A 14,929-nucleotide genomic window follows, 5' to 3' on the forward strand; every position below is an offset into this window, starting at 1 on the left:
GCTACTTTCAGAAAAAGCCTAAACCTTATTTAGCGCTAGAAATCATTCGTAACTATTGCTACCTTGGCTAGCTAAATAACGGCTCACGACCCTAGGATAAGGATGCCAAAATGTCATTGATTGAGCTATCAGGTCTATTAGCGGCTTTGTGCTGGACAATAACCAGCTTAATGGCGCCTAAATTGATTGCTGAGTTTGGTACCTTTCGACTCAATACTGTCCGTATTAGCATGGCCAGTATCATGCTTCTTGTTATTGCCGCATTAGGGCAAACCTTCGAAGCAAGCCTTTGGCAATACAAGTGGCAACTCATCGCCTCAGGTCTTATCGGTATCTTTATTGGCGACACGTTATTATTCAGTTCCGTCTATCGGCTTGGACCAAGGCGAGCAGGAGTCTTATTTGCCACCAATGCTCCCATGTCCATCATTATTGCTTGGCTAATCTTTGATGAAACACTGACTCACACAGAGTTATTAGGCTGTGCTCTTGTTACCTCAGGTGCCATGATTGCCATACTTTATGGCAAACGAAAAAACCTCTTAAGTAACACTAAAGGCGCATCCTTAGAAGAAACAAAAGGCGCACTTTGGGTGGGAGTACTCATTGCTCTGACGGCTGCATTGAGTCAGGTAATTGGCGCTATTTTAAGCAAACCAGCCTTGCTAGCGGGTGCAGACCCCATTGCCGTATCCGCATTACGAGTCACGGTGGCAGGAATATTTCTCCTTATTGCTTATGGTCTCTATTACCGTAAAAAGAATGACCCTAAGTTGGCGCCGTTAACGGCTATCTCACCCTACTCATACTTAAGGGTATTTATCATAGGTTTTATTGGCATGGTAGTGGGTATGAGCGTACTGGTCTGGGGCATAGGTAAAGGCAATGTCGGCATAGTAACCACACTTTCAGCAACGGTACCGGTTCTTATTTTACCCATTATTTGGATCACCACGGGTCAAAGACCTGCTATTGGCGCTTGGATCGGCGCCTTCTTAGTGGTTATAGGGGCGGGCTTAATCGTACTTTATTAGACTTATCCTTAAGATTAATCTGGTTAAAATATTTTGACCGCTTTGCCCCTGTGCTATCCTTACCCCACTTTCAATTTTGTAACGGGTTCTCGACTTTATTCACTTTTTCGAGAACACACATCAACCTATATAAAGTAAGTATTCACTCATGGCACAATTCGTATATAGCATGAATCGCGTAGGTAAGATTGTCCCACCTAAACGCGAAATCCTAAAAGACATTTCTTTATCTTTTTTCCCTGGCGCTAAAATTGGTGTCTTGGGTCTAAATGGCTCAGGTAAATCCACCTTATTACGTATCATGGCAGGTGTTGACCAAGAACACGTGGGTGAAGCTCGCCCTATGCCTGGCATCAAAATTGGCTACCTAGAGCAAGAACCAAAGCTTGATCCGACTAAAAATGTACGTGGCATAGTGGAAGAAGCTTTCACCGATGTAATCGAAGCCATGGCTCGCTTGGATGCGGTTTATGCTGAATACGCAGAACCCGATGCTGACTTTGACGCCCTAGCCAAAGAGCAAGGACAACTTGAAGCCCTCATCGAAGCGAAAGAAGGTCATAACCTTGATCGTGCCTTAGAAGTTGCTGCCGATGCACTTCGTCTACCCGCTTGGGATGCCAATGTTGAACATCTTTCTGGGGGTGAACGTCGTCGTGTTGCCCTATGTCGCTTACTACTGGACAAGCCAGACATGATTCTTCTTGATGAGCCGACTAACCATTTGGATGCCGAATCTGTTGCTTGGTTAGAACGTTTCCTAAAAGATTACCCTGGCACTGTTGTGGCCATTACCCACGACCGTTACTTCCTTGATAATGCAGCAGGCTGGATTCTAGAGCTTGACCGTGGCCATGGTATTCCATACGAAGGTAACTATTCTTCTTGGTTGGAACAAAAAGATGCTCGTCTTGAGATGGAAGCGAAGCAGCAAGCTTCCCATAAACGCGCCATCAAATCTGAACTTGAGTGGGTTCGTCAAAACGCGAAAGGACGCCAGTCTAAATCTAAGTCTCGTTTAGCACGCTTTGAAGAGATGAACTCAAAAGACTTCCAAGAGCGTAACGAAACCAACGAGCTTTACATTCCACCTGGTCCACGCTTGGGTAACAAGGTGATTGATATTGAAAATGTTCGCAAAGGCTTTGATGGTCGCGTTCTGATCGAAGACTTAAATCTATCGATTCCACCGGGCGCTATTGTTGGTGTCGTTGGGGGTAACGGTGCGGGTAAATCAACCCTTTTCAAAATGATTTCAGGGGCTGAACAACCTGATGCGGGTACTGTCACCTTAGGCGAAACAGTACAACTGGCTTATGTTGATCAAATGCGTGAGCTAGATGGTGATAAGACCGTATGGGAAGAAATCTCAGATGGTTCAGACATGATAATGGTCAACAACTTTAAAGTATCGTCCCGCGCCTACATAGGTCGTTTCAACTTTAAAGGTTCTGACCAACAAAAGCTTGTGAAGCACCTTTCTGGTGGTGAGCGTAACCGCTTGCACTTAGCAAAACTGCTAAAAGAAGGTGGTAACGTTTTGCTATTGGACGAACCGACCAACGACTTGGACGTGGAAACCTTACGTGCGCTGGAAGATGCTCTATTAGCCTTCCCTGGTGCGGCGATTGTTATTTCCCACGACCGTTGGTTCCTAGACCGTATTGCTACTCATATTCTTGCTTACGAAGGTGACTCAAAAGCCGTTTTCTTCGAAGGTAACTATGCCGAATACGAAGTAGACTACAAGCAACGTACTGGTAACGAAGCGACACCGACTCGTATCAAGTACAAGCGAATTGACGCTTAAGGCTTTAACTTAGCCGATTTAAGCTCAACAAAAAGCCCTCGAACATGGTATGTTTAGAGGGCTTTTTAGGTAAATGGCTCACAGGTTATTCGTTAGCCTTCAAACAAAGACCCTTTCCATGTTTTTCCTATGCAAGGAACTTATATGCAGTTATCCGCCGAGCAGGTTAGAACCGCTCTCCCTTGGCACGATTTAGTTGAAGCCCTAAGAGATATTTTTACCCGTAAAGTTATCTCTCCTGTTCGTCATCACCACGTATTAAATGTCCCCCATGAACAGGATGCGACACTATTATTAATGCCAGCTTGGATTGAAGGCGAGTACTGTGGTGTAAAACAAGTGTTTGTTTTTCCTAGCAATAATGAAAAAGGGCTACCTGGCTTAACCAGTAACTATTTACTGAGTTCAGGTAAAACAGGCGAAACATTGGCACAATTGGAAGGCAATGAACTGACTTCTCGACGCACAGCCGCCGCTTCCGCATTAGCCTCTGTTTACCTGTCCAATATAGATGCCTCGAAACTCTTGATGGTCGGTGCTGGACGCATGGCTCGCAACCTCATTGCAGCCCATAGAGCGGTGCGCCCTATTATGGAAATCAGTATTTATAACCGTAACTTAGACAGTGCCCAAAAGCTGGTAAATGAGCTTTCAAAAGAGGGCATTCATGCCAAGGTTTGCTCTCAAAAAGAACTGCCTAAAGTGGCTTCTCAGGCCGATATTATTAGTTGTGCCACTATGAGCAAAGAGCCCATTATTAAAGGCGAGTGGCTAAGCCCTGGTTGTCACCTAGATTTGGTTGGGGGCTTTACGCCTGAAATGCAAGAAGCAGATAATGAGGCGCTAAAAAAGGCACATATTTTTGTTGATACCAGAGCAGGTGCTTTATCTGAAGCGGGAGACATCATTATTCCCATGATTGCTGGGGATATTCTAGAACAAGATATTCAAGCTGAGCTAACAGAGCTTTGCTCAGAAACGCACCTTGGACGATTAGAATTCCAAGATCCAGAAAATGCCATTACCCTGTTTAAATCTGTAGGCGATTCTCGCGAAGACCTTGCGGCGGCAATTTTGGCCCTTAACTATCTAAAGCAATAAGCTAGAGCTTTAAATAGAAACTTCACTTTTAACAAGAAGTTAAAACAAAAATTTAAAGAAAAAACGAGAACAAAAAAAGCCTGATTAATGTGACTTAATCAGGCTTTTTAACGCTAAATGAAACAGGCTTTACTTACATTGCGGTCACAAGCAATAGTTTCTCCGCGATATAGTCTATATGCGCTTCCTGCATACCTGCCAAATTAATACGGCCACTATCAACCAGGTAAATCGCATGCGCTTGACGCAAGGTTTGTGCCTGTTCTGGGGTAATGCCCAAAACGGAAAACATACCTTTATGTTGGGCAATAAAGTCAAAGTGAGGGTTACCACTCTTCTCCCGTAAAGCTCCCGCTAGTTGCTCTCTAAGACCTTGCACACGATGACGCATCGCATCCACTTCATCAAGCCAAGTCTGCTTTAGGGCTTGATCTCTTAAAATCATATCCACCAAGGCCGCGCCATGATCAGGCGGCATGGTATAAGTACTGCGCGCGCACTCTAACAGGCGAGATTTGATCTTATTACTTTGCTCTAAGCTTTTGCCGACTATGACTGCTAGACCAGTACGCTCACGATAAAGACCGAAATTCTTAGAACAAGAGCTCGCGACCAAATAAGAGTCGACTCTTTCAGCCAGATATCGAAAGCCTGCGACATCAGCATCCATTCCATCGCCAAAGCCTTGATAGGCAATATCAATGAAGGGTAAAAAACCTTGCTTCTGAGCCAACAAAGTCACCGCTTGCCAGTCTTCAAAAGACAAGTCAGCGCCTGTTGGGTTATGGCAGCAACCGTGTAATAGCACCACATCATTAGCACCCGCTTGACTCATATCCGCCAGCATAGCTTGGCTATTTACTAACTTAGTTTCAGTGTCGAAGTAAGCATAATAACGAACCTTTAAGCCTGCGGTTTTCATGATGGGAGCATGATTAGCGTAACTTAAATCAGATAACCAAACCGTGGCATCAGGAGCAGAGAGCTTTATCACATCAGCCAACATACGCAGTGCACCACTGGCTCCTGGTGTTTGAACCCCAACCGCACGGGCTTTACTCTCGCCTTCACCAATTAATAAATCCATCATAGCGGCATTAAAGGATTCGTTACCTGGCATGCCCACATAAACTTTAGAACTTTGCTCTTCAAGCAAACGCGCTTCAGCCTGTTTAATTGCCTGCATAACCGGCGTATTACCTTGATTATCACGGTAAACACCTATGCCCAAATCAATTTTATGAGCTCTATCATCAGCGCGACAAGCTACCGACAAGGAGAGTATCGGGTCTGCGGCAGCGGCATCCAAGTTGTCTAAAATCATCTTATTACCTTAACAAGCTAAATATTTATATTGAGACTCTGATACTAGGTTGCGAACAAAGGTCTCATTTTTTAAAAAACCAAAGTTTATTTAGTTTTACACCACTGGCACACAGAACACCAAAACAAATTAATGACATGGCCATAACGCCATTTACCGACAAGGTTTCGGCCAAAATGGGATACGCTGCAATAGATGCAATCACAGGTGTTAAAGACCCTAATGCGGCCGTATTTTCGGCGCCAATTTTACGAATCGCAAAACCATAACTAAAGCCTGTGACTAAACCAACCATAATCCCTTGAATCATAAACTGGGTTGCAAATAAGTTCATATCAAGATGCTCACCTGACCCCAAAATGCCAGAATCAAGAACCCCAAAGGCAAAAAGCCCTAATAATAAAACGCTTGAGACAAGGCCTAATAATCCTGTCGCAGCCAATGGTGATAGGCCAGACACGCGTAAACTTATCGTAAACAGTGCCCAACAAAAACTGGCCCCTAAAAAGTACAGATCACCCTTGAGTACTTGCCCAGCACTGGTGAAAAAAGATTCTGCCAGGAGGGTTAATATCCCAATAGCAATGGCCGCTAATCCCATTAAACGTTGTGAGCTAAGAGGTTCTTTAAAAATAAGAACAGCAATCCCTGTTACAAATAATGGAAAGGTGCCGGGAATCAAAAGCCCAGCATGGGCAACAGGCGCAAGATGCATCCCCTGTGAGGCTAAATAAAAGAAAGGCACACCCGCCCCTAAACTAATCCCCGCTAATAAATGTAAAGGGACGCGTCGAATTTGCGCCCTAGCTTGAAAAGCAAAATAAGAAAAACATAAAGCTGGCATGCCATAACGCATAATGGACAAGTCAAACATGGTCAAACTAGAACTGGCTCCCATTTTGACCGAAATCAACCAGCTTGCCCAAATACAAGCAGTCACTAAAGCTGACACTACCCCTAAATGATATTGCCTTCCTTGTGCTAACACACGATAAGCAGGGGCGGTATTGGTAGAAGACATAGGGCACCTCAAGGTCAAAGAAAACTTAAGTAGCCACTTAAGTAAATCTATTTAAATCAAACTGAATCAACCTCATTATCAGGTAAGATAAGCGAGCATGTCCTTGCGTATTTCGCTAATATATAACATCGAATTAGCATATTTGATTAAATTGACCTTTAAAATTTATCAAATATGCCAATATCTTTATTTTTAATCAAAAGGAAGACTCATGGATGCCATCGACTTTAATATTATCCAGGCTCTGCAAGAGGATGGACGCTTAAGTAATGTAGAGTTAGCAGAAAGAGTAAACTTATCACCCTCTCCTTGTTTACGACGTGTCAAACGGCTGGAGCAAGACGGCGTGATAACCAGTTACCGTGCTAATTTGGACAGGGAAAAAGCAGGTCTACCTATGACGGTTTTTGTTGATGTCACCCTAGATAACAACAAGGATCACGCCAGTATCGAATTTGAACAGGCAGTACTGGATAAAGACTATGTGATTTCTTGTTTTCTGGTATCAGGTAGTGCTGATTATCGTCTGGAAATTGTGACGAAAGATTTAAAAAGTTACGAAACAGCCCTGAATCAAACCCAGGCGCTACCCCATGTAAAAAGCATTAATAGTAACTTTGCCATAAGAGCAGTAAAAACAGCAGCTAGCCTGCCGCTTGTCTTTGCAAACTAAGACATACGGCTTTTAACTTTCTTGGTGAAAATTGACTTCTAATTTGATACCCGACGGGTCATGAAAAAACACTTGATGTATTCCTATTTGCCTGACTTCTTGAACATGATATTCAACCCCTAACGCGTCTAATTTAAGGGTAAAGGCTATCAGTCCAGTCAGGCTAAAAGCAATGTGGTCTAAGGCACCTAAAGCATGCTCTCTGTCCTCATCCTGGGTTAAGTGCACTATCGGTTTATTATCAAAATATAACCAATAACCCTGATTAGAAAAATGAGGCCTAAACCCGACTTCAAGTTCAAATAAATTCACATAAAAGTCTTTAACGATTTCTAACAAAGCCTTGGGAGCAGAGATATTAAAATGTTCAAACTGCATTTTTCTATTCCGTTTAAGTGATCATTAATACAATAAAATAGGCCTTAGGAGAATGCAGCTTTTAATTGTTAACTTAACCCACAAAAGAGCATGTTCACCTCGTCAAAATATTATCCCTAGTTTTCAAACCCTATCGACAAGAGGCTTGTCTAAAGCGCTATGGATTAACAAAGGCCATGAATTAAAAAGCCCCGCTTTGACAAAACGAGGCCTGATTCAACAAGTTTGATAGCTGTAGAAAGAGCTAACGAGACAAGACTCTTAAACGGCTTTCAAACTCGCCCCTATCCACATAACAACCATGTAAATAACGAGCGCCAGATTGAGGGTCAAACGCATCGCGGCCATGTAATACACGACGGTTATCAAAAACCACCATTTCGCCCCCTGTCAGCATGACGGATATTTTATATTCAGGGTTCTTCGTCATCTTCATAAAGGTTTGATAAGCACGATAATAAGCCTGCATTAACTCTGGCGAGATATCCAAGGTACTGGCTAAGTGAGGGTTAAAACAGATCTCATTCACCTGACCTTGATCATCTAGGTTAATAACCGCTTTACGACTTCTGATGTCATAATCCTCATCATGAAAACGACAAGGGATCTGAGTATTCACTAATAAATCAAAAGCCACGATATCTGCCCGACGCAAATCTTCAGCGACAGCAAAGCCATCACAAAAAATAGAACCGCCACCTTGGGCATCATTGGTTAAGCAATGCAAAAATTGATAACCAGGCGGTAACTCCTGATTAGTGAGATCCGTATGCAGTGGCAACGCAATGGATGTGTAGGCAAGGTTATTGGGTTTAGGTTTAGACTTAACTTCAAACTCCACACCAAAGTTAGTTTCTCTCAAAAAACCCACTTTTTTGGCAACCTGAGTACCTGCTTTAACATCATCCGCAAGCCCTTCAACGATAGATAACCCATAAGCTTGTGTATCCCTTAACCAAGCGAGCAAGGCACTGTCTTGTGTCAGAATTTCAGTCGCTTTCGAGCGGGGGATTTCTGCACCTGAAAGTTCGCTTCGCCATAATCTGGCGTCATTGATAACAGGGTCAAAAGCCATTTTCCCCGGCTGATTCTCATACAGCCATGCTAGTCGAAATTCAGCGGTATAAGCTTCTTCTAACCAACTAAGGCGTATTGTTTCTTGGTCAATTTCGAACTCGCAAATATCATCATCAAGGTTAATCGTAGTGAGATCAAATTGACGCTCCTGAGTATCAGGATGAAAACCAGCAGGGTCATTATCCCTTAACCAAACATAGGGAAAATAACTGGTTTCGGATTCGTTCCAATGAATCACTAGCATACGCAAAGAAGAGTCGAGTTGAGCTTGAACAGATGCAGACAGAGCATCCTTTAATACAGAAATAGGCATGAGAAAACCTTTCAAAAAAACATTAAAGAGAAAAACAGAAAAGACTCGCGCAGAGGCAAGTTAGCAAATTAATGCTGAGGAGAAGGCCACCAGTCGCTGGCTTTAAGGTGAGGGTGGCCGGCACGCTGGCCAATCACAGTAATCATATCAAGTCATTACTCTATAAAAAGGTATCTAAGATGTTTGAATCTAAATTTTCGCTGCCCACAAGTCAATCAATAAACTAAGATGATTTCTCTTTTAGGCTTTCATTTCTCTTTTAGGGCTTAATTTCTCTTTTTAGGTTTAATTGGTTAGAAAAACCGAGTGAAGAAAATCGAACAGCCCATCACATCGTTTGAACAATTAAATTGGCCCTTCGTCAGCTCTAAGGGTCAATATTTCATAGCCTGTCTCTGTCACTAAAATAGTATGCTCCCACTGAGCGGATAACTTCTTATCCCGAGTAATCACTGTCCAACCATCTTTTTTGGTTTTTACCTTAGCCTGACCTTGGTTAATCATAGGTTCTATGGTGAATGTCATACCCGGCTCTAGCACTTGCCCTGTTCCCGATTGGCCATAATGTAAAATCTGAGGTGCCTCGTGCATTTCTCGGCCAATACCATGGCCACAATACTCTTTTACAATTGAATAACCCGCAGCATGGGCATGAGTTTGAATTGCTGCCCCTATATCACCTAACCTAGCACCTGGCTTAACTTGACGTATTCCATGACAAAGGCTTTCGTAAGTGTTTTTAACCAACTTTTTTGCCATCACACTGGCATTGGGCATCACATACATCTTACTTGAATCAGCAATAAAGCCGTTTTTTTCCAAGGTTATATCTATATTGACAATATCAGCCCCTTTTAATCGATATGTACTAGGCACCCCATGGCAAACAACCTCATTCACTGAGCTATTTAGACTAAATTGATAACCATATTGTCCTTTACTGGCAGGCCTAGCAGCCAATTCATGGCGAATAAAGTGGTCCACTTTTTGATCAATTTCCAAGGTGGTAACCCCCACCTGGATAAAGTCATCTAGCATATTAAAAACACGGGCCAATAATCGCCCTGACTCTCGCATCAAAACCACTTCATCAGCCGATTTAATCACAGCTTTATCCACTACAAACTCCTTGTACGTCTTATTAATCCCATTATGGTTTTAATCAGGCCCATTAAATTACTTCAGTAGATGTATGTTTTCATGGGTACTTGAGTCCGCTTGGCTTATTTCATCCTCAAGTTTTAACTGCATCTGAATAATGTCATTGAATGTCATCGTGGGGTTGAGCTCAGCCAAACGGCCCATTTTCAACCAAAACTCCGCTTGGGAGTTGATAGATCGAGACATGACATTGCTCGACTTTCTAATTTCATCGTGTAGTGGATCTGAGATTTTCACGATTCCCATCGAGTGCTCCTTTAAAGCAAAATATACGTTTTATATATGAAATATATCAAAACACTATATATTAAATATAAATTATTTCAATTAATTAAAATGACAGGATCCAATCTCATCACAAGATAAACCTCAATCTGCCCTTCTTATCTTGTAATTAAGACAAAAATGTCAAAAAAATTAACCATTTCCACAAAACTGAACTAACCTTTAATTTATGCAAGCTAGCTTGCAGATTGATTATTCAGTTTCAATTTTCCGATACGCCAGTGAAATTGGAGGATAATTAGTTAAATTGTTTCCTTAATTCGCCTCTTTTAACGCCCTATACCATTGATATAGGGCGTTTTTTTACGACAAAAAGGGTCATTATTAGATGTCATCCCGTTCTCATTTACAGATGTAATTCAACCTCATAATGATAATAAATATCATTATTAACTGATTGAAAAATAACACTTTTTTATAATCTTTTACTTTCAATAATTTTATTTCAGACTATAATTGCGTTCAAACTTTAAACAATCATTTTTGTGTTGCGAGGGTATTATGCAAGGCAGCAAACAGGTCATTCAGGCTTTAAATAAGGTTCTTAAAACTGAGTTAACATCGATTAACCAGTATTTCTTGCATGCTCGTATGTGCAAAAACTGGGGGTTAGAAGAACTTAATTCAAAGAATTACAAAAAGTCGATTAAGGATATGAAGCAATCTGACGACTTAATTGAACGTGTTTTATTTCTTGAAGGTTTGCCTAACCTTCAGCAGCTTGGTCACCTAAACATTGGTGAGTCACCGGTTGAAATCGTTGCATGCAACCTTAAATTTCAGACAGAACAAATTGACGAGCTTAAAGATGCCATTGCCCTTTGTGAAAAAGAGCAAGACTATATTAGCCGTGATTTGTTAGAAGATATTCTCGAATACGAAGAAGAGCATCTTGATTGGTTAGAAACTCAAGAATACCTCATTGCCAATACTGGTTTAGAAAACTACTTACAATCTCAAATGTAGAAAGGAGAGCTTAAATGAAAGGCAATCAACAAGTTATCGATGCGCTAAATAAATTGCTAGCCAATGAGCTAACCGCAATGGATCAATATTTCATTCACTCTCGCATGTATGATGATTGGGGCTTATCTAAACTGTTTGAACGTATTGACCATGAGTTTGACGATGAAAAAGGTCATGCAGCAAAACTAATTGAACGTATCTTATTTTTAGAAGGCACGCCAAACTTAGTAACACGTGAAGCAATACGTGTGGGTAAAGATGTACCTGAAATGCTTGAAAACGACCTTAAGGTCGAATATGAAGTGGCTGCAATGCTAAAAGAAAGCATCAAAATTTGCGAAGATGTTCAAGACTACAACACTCGTGAAATGCTGGAAGTGCTTTTGGATGATACCGAAATTGACCATGCATACTGGCTAGAAAAACAGCTAGGTTTGATCAAGATGCTAGGCTTACCAAATTACTTGCAATCGCAAATGTAAGTCGGTGCAATTAGGGAACCTGCGAATAAGTCCTCCCGCCTCAGCATGTGGATAAAAGCCGCTAGATTTATGGCGAGGAGCGCAACTTAATAGTTATTCTATTGATAAGGTCCTCAACGTAAAGATAGGGCTTTTAGACCACGCCCTAATGATTTGATATAAAAAAACCACCTCACACTGAATACAGTATGAGGTGGTTTTTTTTAGCCCAAAAATTTAATTTTCGCGCTTTAAGATACGATTTAATTCACTGTGTTTTCGTTGCATGATATCAGCACACTTGGACATCAAGGCAGGTACATCACCTTCTGTCATTCCCTTAGTACAAATGGGTGCTAACACCTCCACTAACACCTTGCCATTATTCCAGCGATTCCAACGCACCTGCTGATGTGTGTTAGAACAAACCACAGGAACAATGGGCACTCCCGCTTGAATAGCAGCATGAAAGGCGCCGGCTTTAAAAGGTAAAAACCCCCTGCCTCGGCTTCTTGAACCCTCAGGAAACATCCAAATAGATAAACCGGTCTCGCGCATCTTAGACACAATCTGATCTATGGTTGCGATGGCTTTTGCGCGGTTCCCCCGATTAAGCAGGAAGTTACCACTAATCCAATACAAAACCCCAAAAACAGGTATCCAGATAATGCTTTTTTTGCCAACACTGACTGTCCTTTTAGGCACAGCATGAGTCAGAGTAAAAGGGTCAAAGTTATTTTGATGATTCGCGATATAAACCGCTTGATCTATTTTTTCAGTCGCTGCATTTTTAATTAAGGTGACTTTTAAACCAATCACGCTCGATGCCTTGCGAAATTTTCTGGCGATCAAATAAACCTTATTTTTAGATTTAGGGAAGAAAGGAAAAGTGAATAATCCATATAAGGTTACTAGGATTAATAACAACGCCAGGAGAGAAATCCTGAAAAGGTATAGCATAAATACATCCAAAAAAGCTTAAAAAATCTCAATCATTTATTATACCTCTATTCAGTTTTTTAATTAAATTTAAAAAAACTTAAGCGTAAAAAAACTAAAAAAACAGGCAAAACATACATAAAGCTGCATTAACTCTACCTTTCGTAATAAAACAGTACATAAGCTTTCAGACAGAAAAAAAAATACAATTATACTTAACACTTAATCATGGACATGACGTTATGATTATAACCATAATATCAAGGAATTTAGTGGTATGAGATGAAGTAGCAGCGCTAAATCAGCTTGTTGATATCACATAAATCAATAACCTTAATAGAGGTTTTAACCATGCTTAATCGTATTAAAATAATTCATAAAGTTTATTTCTTAGGGGCATCCCTCCTTTTTCTAATTTTGCTCGTTGGTTTTATTGGCCTAAAGCAAATGCAGGATATCGGTAACGAAATTATTGATATTGCCGAAATCGATATGCCATTGACCAACAAACTAACCGAGATAACTGAGCATCAGCTAGCTCAAGTGATCGAGTTAGAAAGATCAGTCTTATACGGTGTTTTGGCGCAAACTAATGCCAAGAAAAAAGATGACATGATGATTCATGTGGACAAGATGAAAAAAATCTCATTAGAGATAGAGCATGAACTCGTTGAAGCGGATGAAATTCTCGTTGCAGGATTAGGCATTGCCCACACCCAAGAAGGCATTGATAAATTAAATTCCATACAAGCACAAATGCTGACTATAAACGAGCACTTTAAAGTAACTGAGCATGAATCGTTCGAAGTGGCAGACTTAATGGTTGCAGGCAATGTTGATGCCGCTCTGAAAATCTTGCCAACGCTTGAAAAACACCAAGACCAATTAGACAAAGAACTCATTGATACCCTACATGATATTCAAGTATTTACCGCTAATGCAGCCCTAAAAGCTGAGCATGACGAAAAAACTGCGATTAACCAAATTGCTACCGTACTGATTTGCTCAGTTATTTTTGCCATCATTATCCCTATCCTAGTTGGTCGTTCAATCTCAAAGCCGATCAAGAATCTACAGGACAGATTAATTGATATTACCAAAGGGGAAGGAGACCTGACCCAACGTATTAATAGTCCAATGCAAGATGAGATAGGTACTGTATCTAAATACTTTGATAGATTTGTAGATCAGCTAGCAACATCCGTGAGAAATATCGCGCACTCATCGGTCGAATTAGAGAAATCCTCAAATAACTCATTACGTATTATCGAGGATACGCAAAACGCAATTAGAAACCAGCAAGGTGAAACCTCAACAGTATCCAGTGCCATTTCTGAAATGAATACTGCGACACAAGAAGTCGCAATCAATACAGCGTCAGCAGCAGAGATAGCTGAAACCGTAAAAAACAGTGTGGAAAAAGGTAAACGCTCTGCTGATGAAACCCAAGAGATCATTCGTGAAATGGCAGACGAAGTTACCCGTACCTCTAAAGATATCGAAACCCTGGCAAAAGAAACCGAGAGCATAGGTACCGTACTCGATGCCATTAGAGGTATTGCTGAGCAAACCAACCTCTTGGCATTAAACGCCGCGATTGAAGCAGCACGTGCTGGTGAAACGGGACGAGGCTTCGCTGTAGTAGCGGATGAAGTAAGATCTTTAGCGCAAAGAACTCAAGAATCGACTGTCGATATTCAAGAGCTGGTTGAAAAACTACAAAGAGAAGCAAGCCAAGCGGTTTCGAGTATGCAAAATGGAAATACCAAAACAGAAGCCTGCTTAGCAAAAAGTACAGAGACAAGTCATTCATTTGAAGAAGCGTATGAAGCCGTTAGTAGAATTTCTGACTTAAATACTCAGATCGCAGCTGCTGTAGAAGAGCAATCCCAAGTAACAGCAGAAATCACAAACAACTTGCAAAATATTCAAGATATCTCAGTCAGTACAACCGAGGGCGCAGAGCAAGCAACAGCGTCAAATCAGCAAATTACCCAACAAGTGATTGAACTCAATAACAACATTCATCAGTTTAAAGTCTAACACTTAAGGTTATTGATTTTTGGGCAGGCTTAACGGCCTGCTTTTTTTTGCCTCGATTTTCTGCTTCACCCCCCTCATCTCTTTAACCCATATGAGACAGCCATAAAGATATCAATAGAGAGATTTCATTATCTAAGCCGTCATCTAGACGCAAACAATTTAAAAAATGATCGGTTTATGTCAAATTTTGGCCGATCTAACATAGATAATGTTTATATCATTTCGTTCTGTTATTTACTAAAATCAATCGCTTTTTCGTTTTTAATAAGCATTCATTTGAAATGCCGCAATGTGTCATGAAGACAAGAGTCGCGGTCACTCAGCCCTTATGATTTAAAAATCA

At 41.2% G+C, this 14,929-nt stretch carries 14 protein-coding genes; 7 read left to right on the plus strand and 7 right to left on the minus strand.

Annotated elements, in window-relative coordinates; all coding sequences use genetic code 11:
• Positions 1-110: 110 nt before the first annotated feature.
• From MED121_RS07545 to MED121_RS07555, 3 genes are all read left to right on the plus strand, one after another.
• Positions 111-1,034, plus strand: coding sequence for a DMT family transporter (locus MED121_RS07545; protein ID WP_009833054.1), 924 nt, complete (start codon positions 111-113; stop codon positions 1,032-1,034).
• A 148-nt stretch (positions 1,035-1,182) separates the two neighbouring features.
• Positions 1,183-2,844, plus strand: a complete 1,662-nt coding sequence (gene ettA / locus MED121_RS07550; RefSeq protein ID WP_009833055.1) for an energy-dependent translational throttle protein EttA — start codon at positions 1,183-1,185, stop codon at positions 2,842-2,844.
• Between the two features lie 144 nt (positions 2,845-2,988).
• Entirely contained in the window at positions 2,989-3,945 is a 957-nt protein-coding gene (locus MED121_RS07555) for an ornithine cyclodeaminase family protein (RefSeq protein WP_036178951.1), read from the plus strand.
• Between the two features lie 133 nt (positions 3,946-4,078).
• Here MED121_RS07555 and MED121_RS07560 read toward each other — a convergent pair whose 3' ends face one another.
• Complete coding sequence (locus MED121_RS07560; protein ID WP_009833057.1) at positions 4,079-5,269, minus strand: amino acid aminotransferase; 1,191 nt, start codon at positions 5,267-5,269, stop codon at positions 4,079-4,081.
• A 64-nt stretch (positions 5,270-5,333) separates the two neighbouring features.
• A complete protein-coding gene (locus MED121_RS07565; RefSeq protein WP_009833058.1) occupies positions 5,334-6,290 on the minus strand; it encodes a DMT family transporter in 957 nt (318 codons plus the stop codon).
• A gap of 211 nt (positions 6,291-6,501) precedes the next feature.
• Here MED121_RS07565 and MED121_RS07570 point away from each other — a divergent pair, with 211 nt between their 5' ends.
• A complete protein-coding gene (locus MED121_RS07570) occupies positions 6,502-6,963 on the plus strand; it encodes an Lrp/AsnC family transcriptional regulator (protein WP_009833059.1) in 462 nt (153 codons plus the stop codon).
• Positions 6,964-6,975: 12 nt separating this feature from the next.
• Here MED121_RS07570 and MED121_RS23655 read toward each other — a convergent pair whose 3' ends face one another.
• From MED121_RS23655 to MED121_RS07590, 4 genes are all read right to left on the minus strand, one after another.
• Complete coding sequence (locus MED121_RS23655; RefSeq protein ID WP_009833060.1) at positions 6,976-7,341, minus strand: VOC family protein; 366 nt, start codon at positions 7,339-7,341, stop codon at positions 6,976-6,978.
• Between the two features lie 244 nt (positions 7,342-7,585).
• Entirely contained in the window at positions 7,586-8,731 is a 1,146-nt protein-coding gene (locus tag MED121_RS07580) for a TauD/TfdA family dioxygenase (protein ID WP_009833062.1), read from the minus strand.
• A gap of 345 nt (positions 8,732-9,076) precedes the next feature.
• Positions 9,077-9,850, minus strand: coding sequence for a type I methionyl aminopeptidase (gene map, locus MED121_RS07585; RefSeq protein WP_009833064.1), 774 nt, complete (start codon positions 9,848-9,850; stop codon positions 9,077-9,079).
• A gap of 57 nt (positions 9,851-9,907) precedes the next feature.
• Positions 9,908-10,138, minus strand: coding sequence for a ParD-like family protein (locus MED121_RS07590; protein ID WP_009833065.1), 231 nt, complete (start codon positions 10,136-10,138; stop codon positions 9,908-9,910).
• Positions 10,139-10,678: 540 nt separating this feature from the next.
• On the opposite strand from MED121_RS07590, the gene bfr (MED121_RS07595) reads away from it, so the two are divergent.
• Entirely contained in the window at positions 10,679-11,143 is a 465-nt protein-coding gene (gene bfr, locus MED121_RS07595; protein ID WP_009833066.1) for a bacterioferritin, read from the plus strand.
• A 14-nt stretch (positions 11,144-11,157) separates the two neighbouring features.
• Positions 11,158-11,625, plus strand: coding sequence for a bacterioferritin (gene bfr, locus MED121_RS07600; RefSeq protein ID WP_009833067.1), 468 nt, complete (start codon positions 11,158-11,160; stop codon positions 11,623-11,625).
• Between the two features lie 216 nt (positions 11,626-11,841).
• Here the strand turns inward: bfr (MED121_RS07600) and MED121_RS07605 are convergent, their stop codons facing one another.
• Entirely contained in the window at positions 11,842-12,423 is a 582-nt protein-coding gene (locus MED121_RS07605; RefSeq protein WP_009833068.1) for a 1-acylglycerol-3-phosphate O-acyltransferase, read from the minus strand.
• A gap of 471 nt (positions 12,424-12,894) precedes the next feature.
• On the opposite strand from MED121_RS07605, the gene MED121_RS07610 reads away from it, so the two are divergent.
• Positions 12,895-14,586 (plus strand): methyl-accepting chemotaxis protein, encoded by a 1,692-nt coding sequence (locus tag MED121_RS07610; RefSeq protein ID WP_009833069.1) that lies wholly within the window; start codon positions 12,895-12,897, stop codon positions 14,584-14,586.
• The last annotated feature ends 343 nt before the right edge of the window (positions 14,587-14,929 follow it).

The sequence above is a fragment of the Marinomonas sp. MED121 genome, from assembly GCF_000153025.1.
Lineage (GTDB): Bacteria > Pseudomonadota > Gammaproteobacteria > Pseudomonadales > Marinomonadaceae > Marinomonas.

What these genes read in the sequence shown, in the direction of transcription:
- MED121_RS07545 (WP_009833054.1), top strand. Translation starts at nt 111, where the DNA reads ATGTCATTGATTGAGCTATCAGGTCTATTAGCGGCTTTGTGCTGGACA.
- ettA (WP_009833055.1), top strand. Translation starts at nt 1,183, where the DNA reads ATGGCACAATTCGTATATAGCATGAATCGCGTAGGTAAGATTGTCCCA.
- MED121_RS07555 (WP_036178951.1), top strand. Translation starts at nt 2,989, where the DNA reads ATGCAGTTATCCGCCGAGCAGGTTAGAACCGCTCTCCCTTGGCACGAT.
- MED121_RS07560 (WP_009833057.1), bottom strand. Translation starts at nt 5,269, where the DNA reads ATGATTTTAGACAACTTGGATGCCGCTGCCGCAGACCCGATACTCTCC.
- MED121_RS07565 (WP_009833058.1), bottom strand. Translation starts at nt 6,290, where the DNA reads ATGTCTTCTACCAATACCGCCCCTGCTTATCGTGTGTTAGCACAAGGA.
- MED121_RS07570 (WP_009833059.1), top strand. Translation starts at nt 6,502, where the DNA reads ATGGATGCCATCGACTTTAATATTATCCAGGCTCTGCAAGAGGATGGA.
- MED121_RS23655 (WP_009833060.1), bottom strand. Translation starts at nt 7,341, where the DNA reads ATGCAGTTTGAACATTTTAATATCTCTGCTCCCAAGGCTTTGTTAGAA.
- MED121_RS07580 (WP_009833062.1), bottom strand. Translation starts at nt 8,731, where the DNA reads ATGCCTATTTCTGTATTAAAGGATGCTCTGTCTGCATCTGTTCAAGCT.
- MED121_RS07590 (WP_009833065.1), bottom strand. Translation starts at nt 10,138, where the DNA reads ATGGGAATCGTGAAAATCTCAGATCCACTACACGATGAAATTAGAAAG.
- bfr (WP_009833066.1), top strand. Translation starts at nt 10,679, where the DNA reads ATGCAAGGCAGCAAACAGGTCATTCAGGCTTTAAATAAGGTTCTTAAA.
- bfr (WP_009833067.1), top strand. Translation starts at nt 11,158, where the DNA reads ATGAAAGGCAATCAACAAGTTATCGATGCGCTAAATAAATTGCTAGCC.
- MED121_RS07610 (WP_009833069.1), top strand. Translation starts at nt 12,895, where the DNA reads ATGCTTAATCGTATTAAAATAATTCATAAAGTTTATTTCTTAGGGGCA.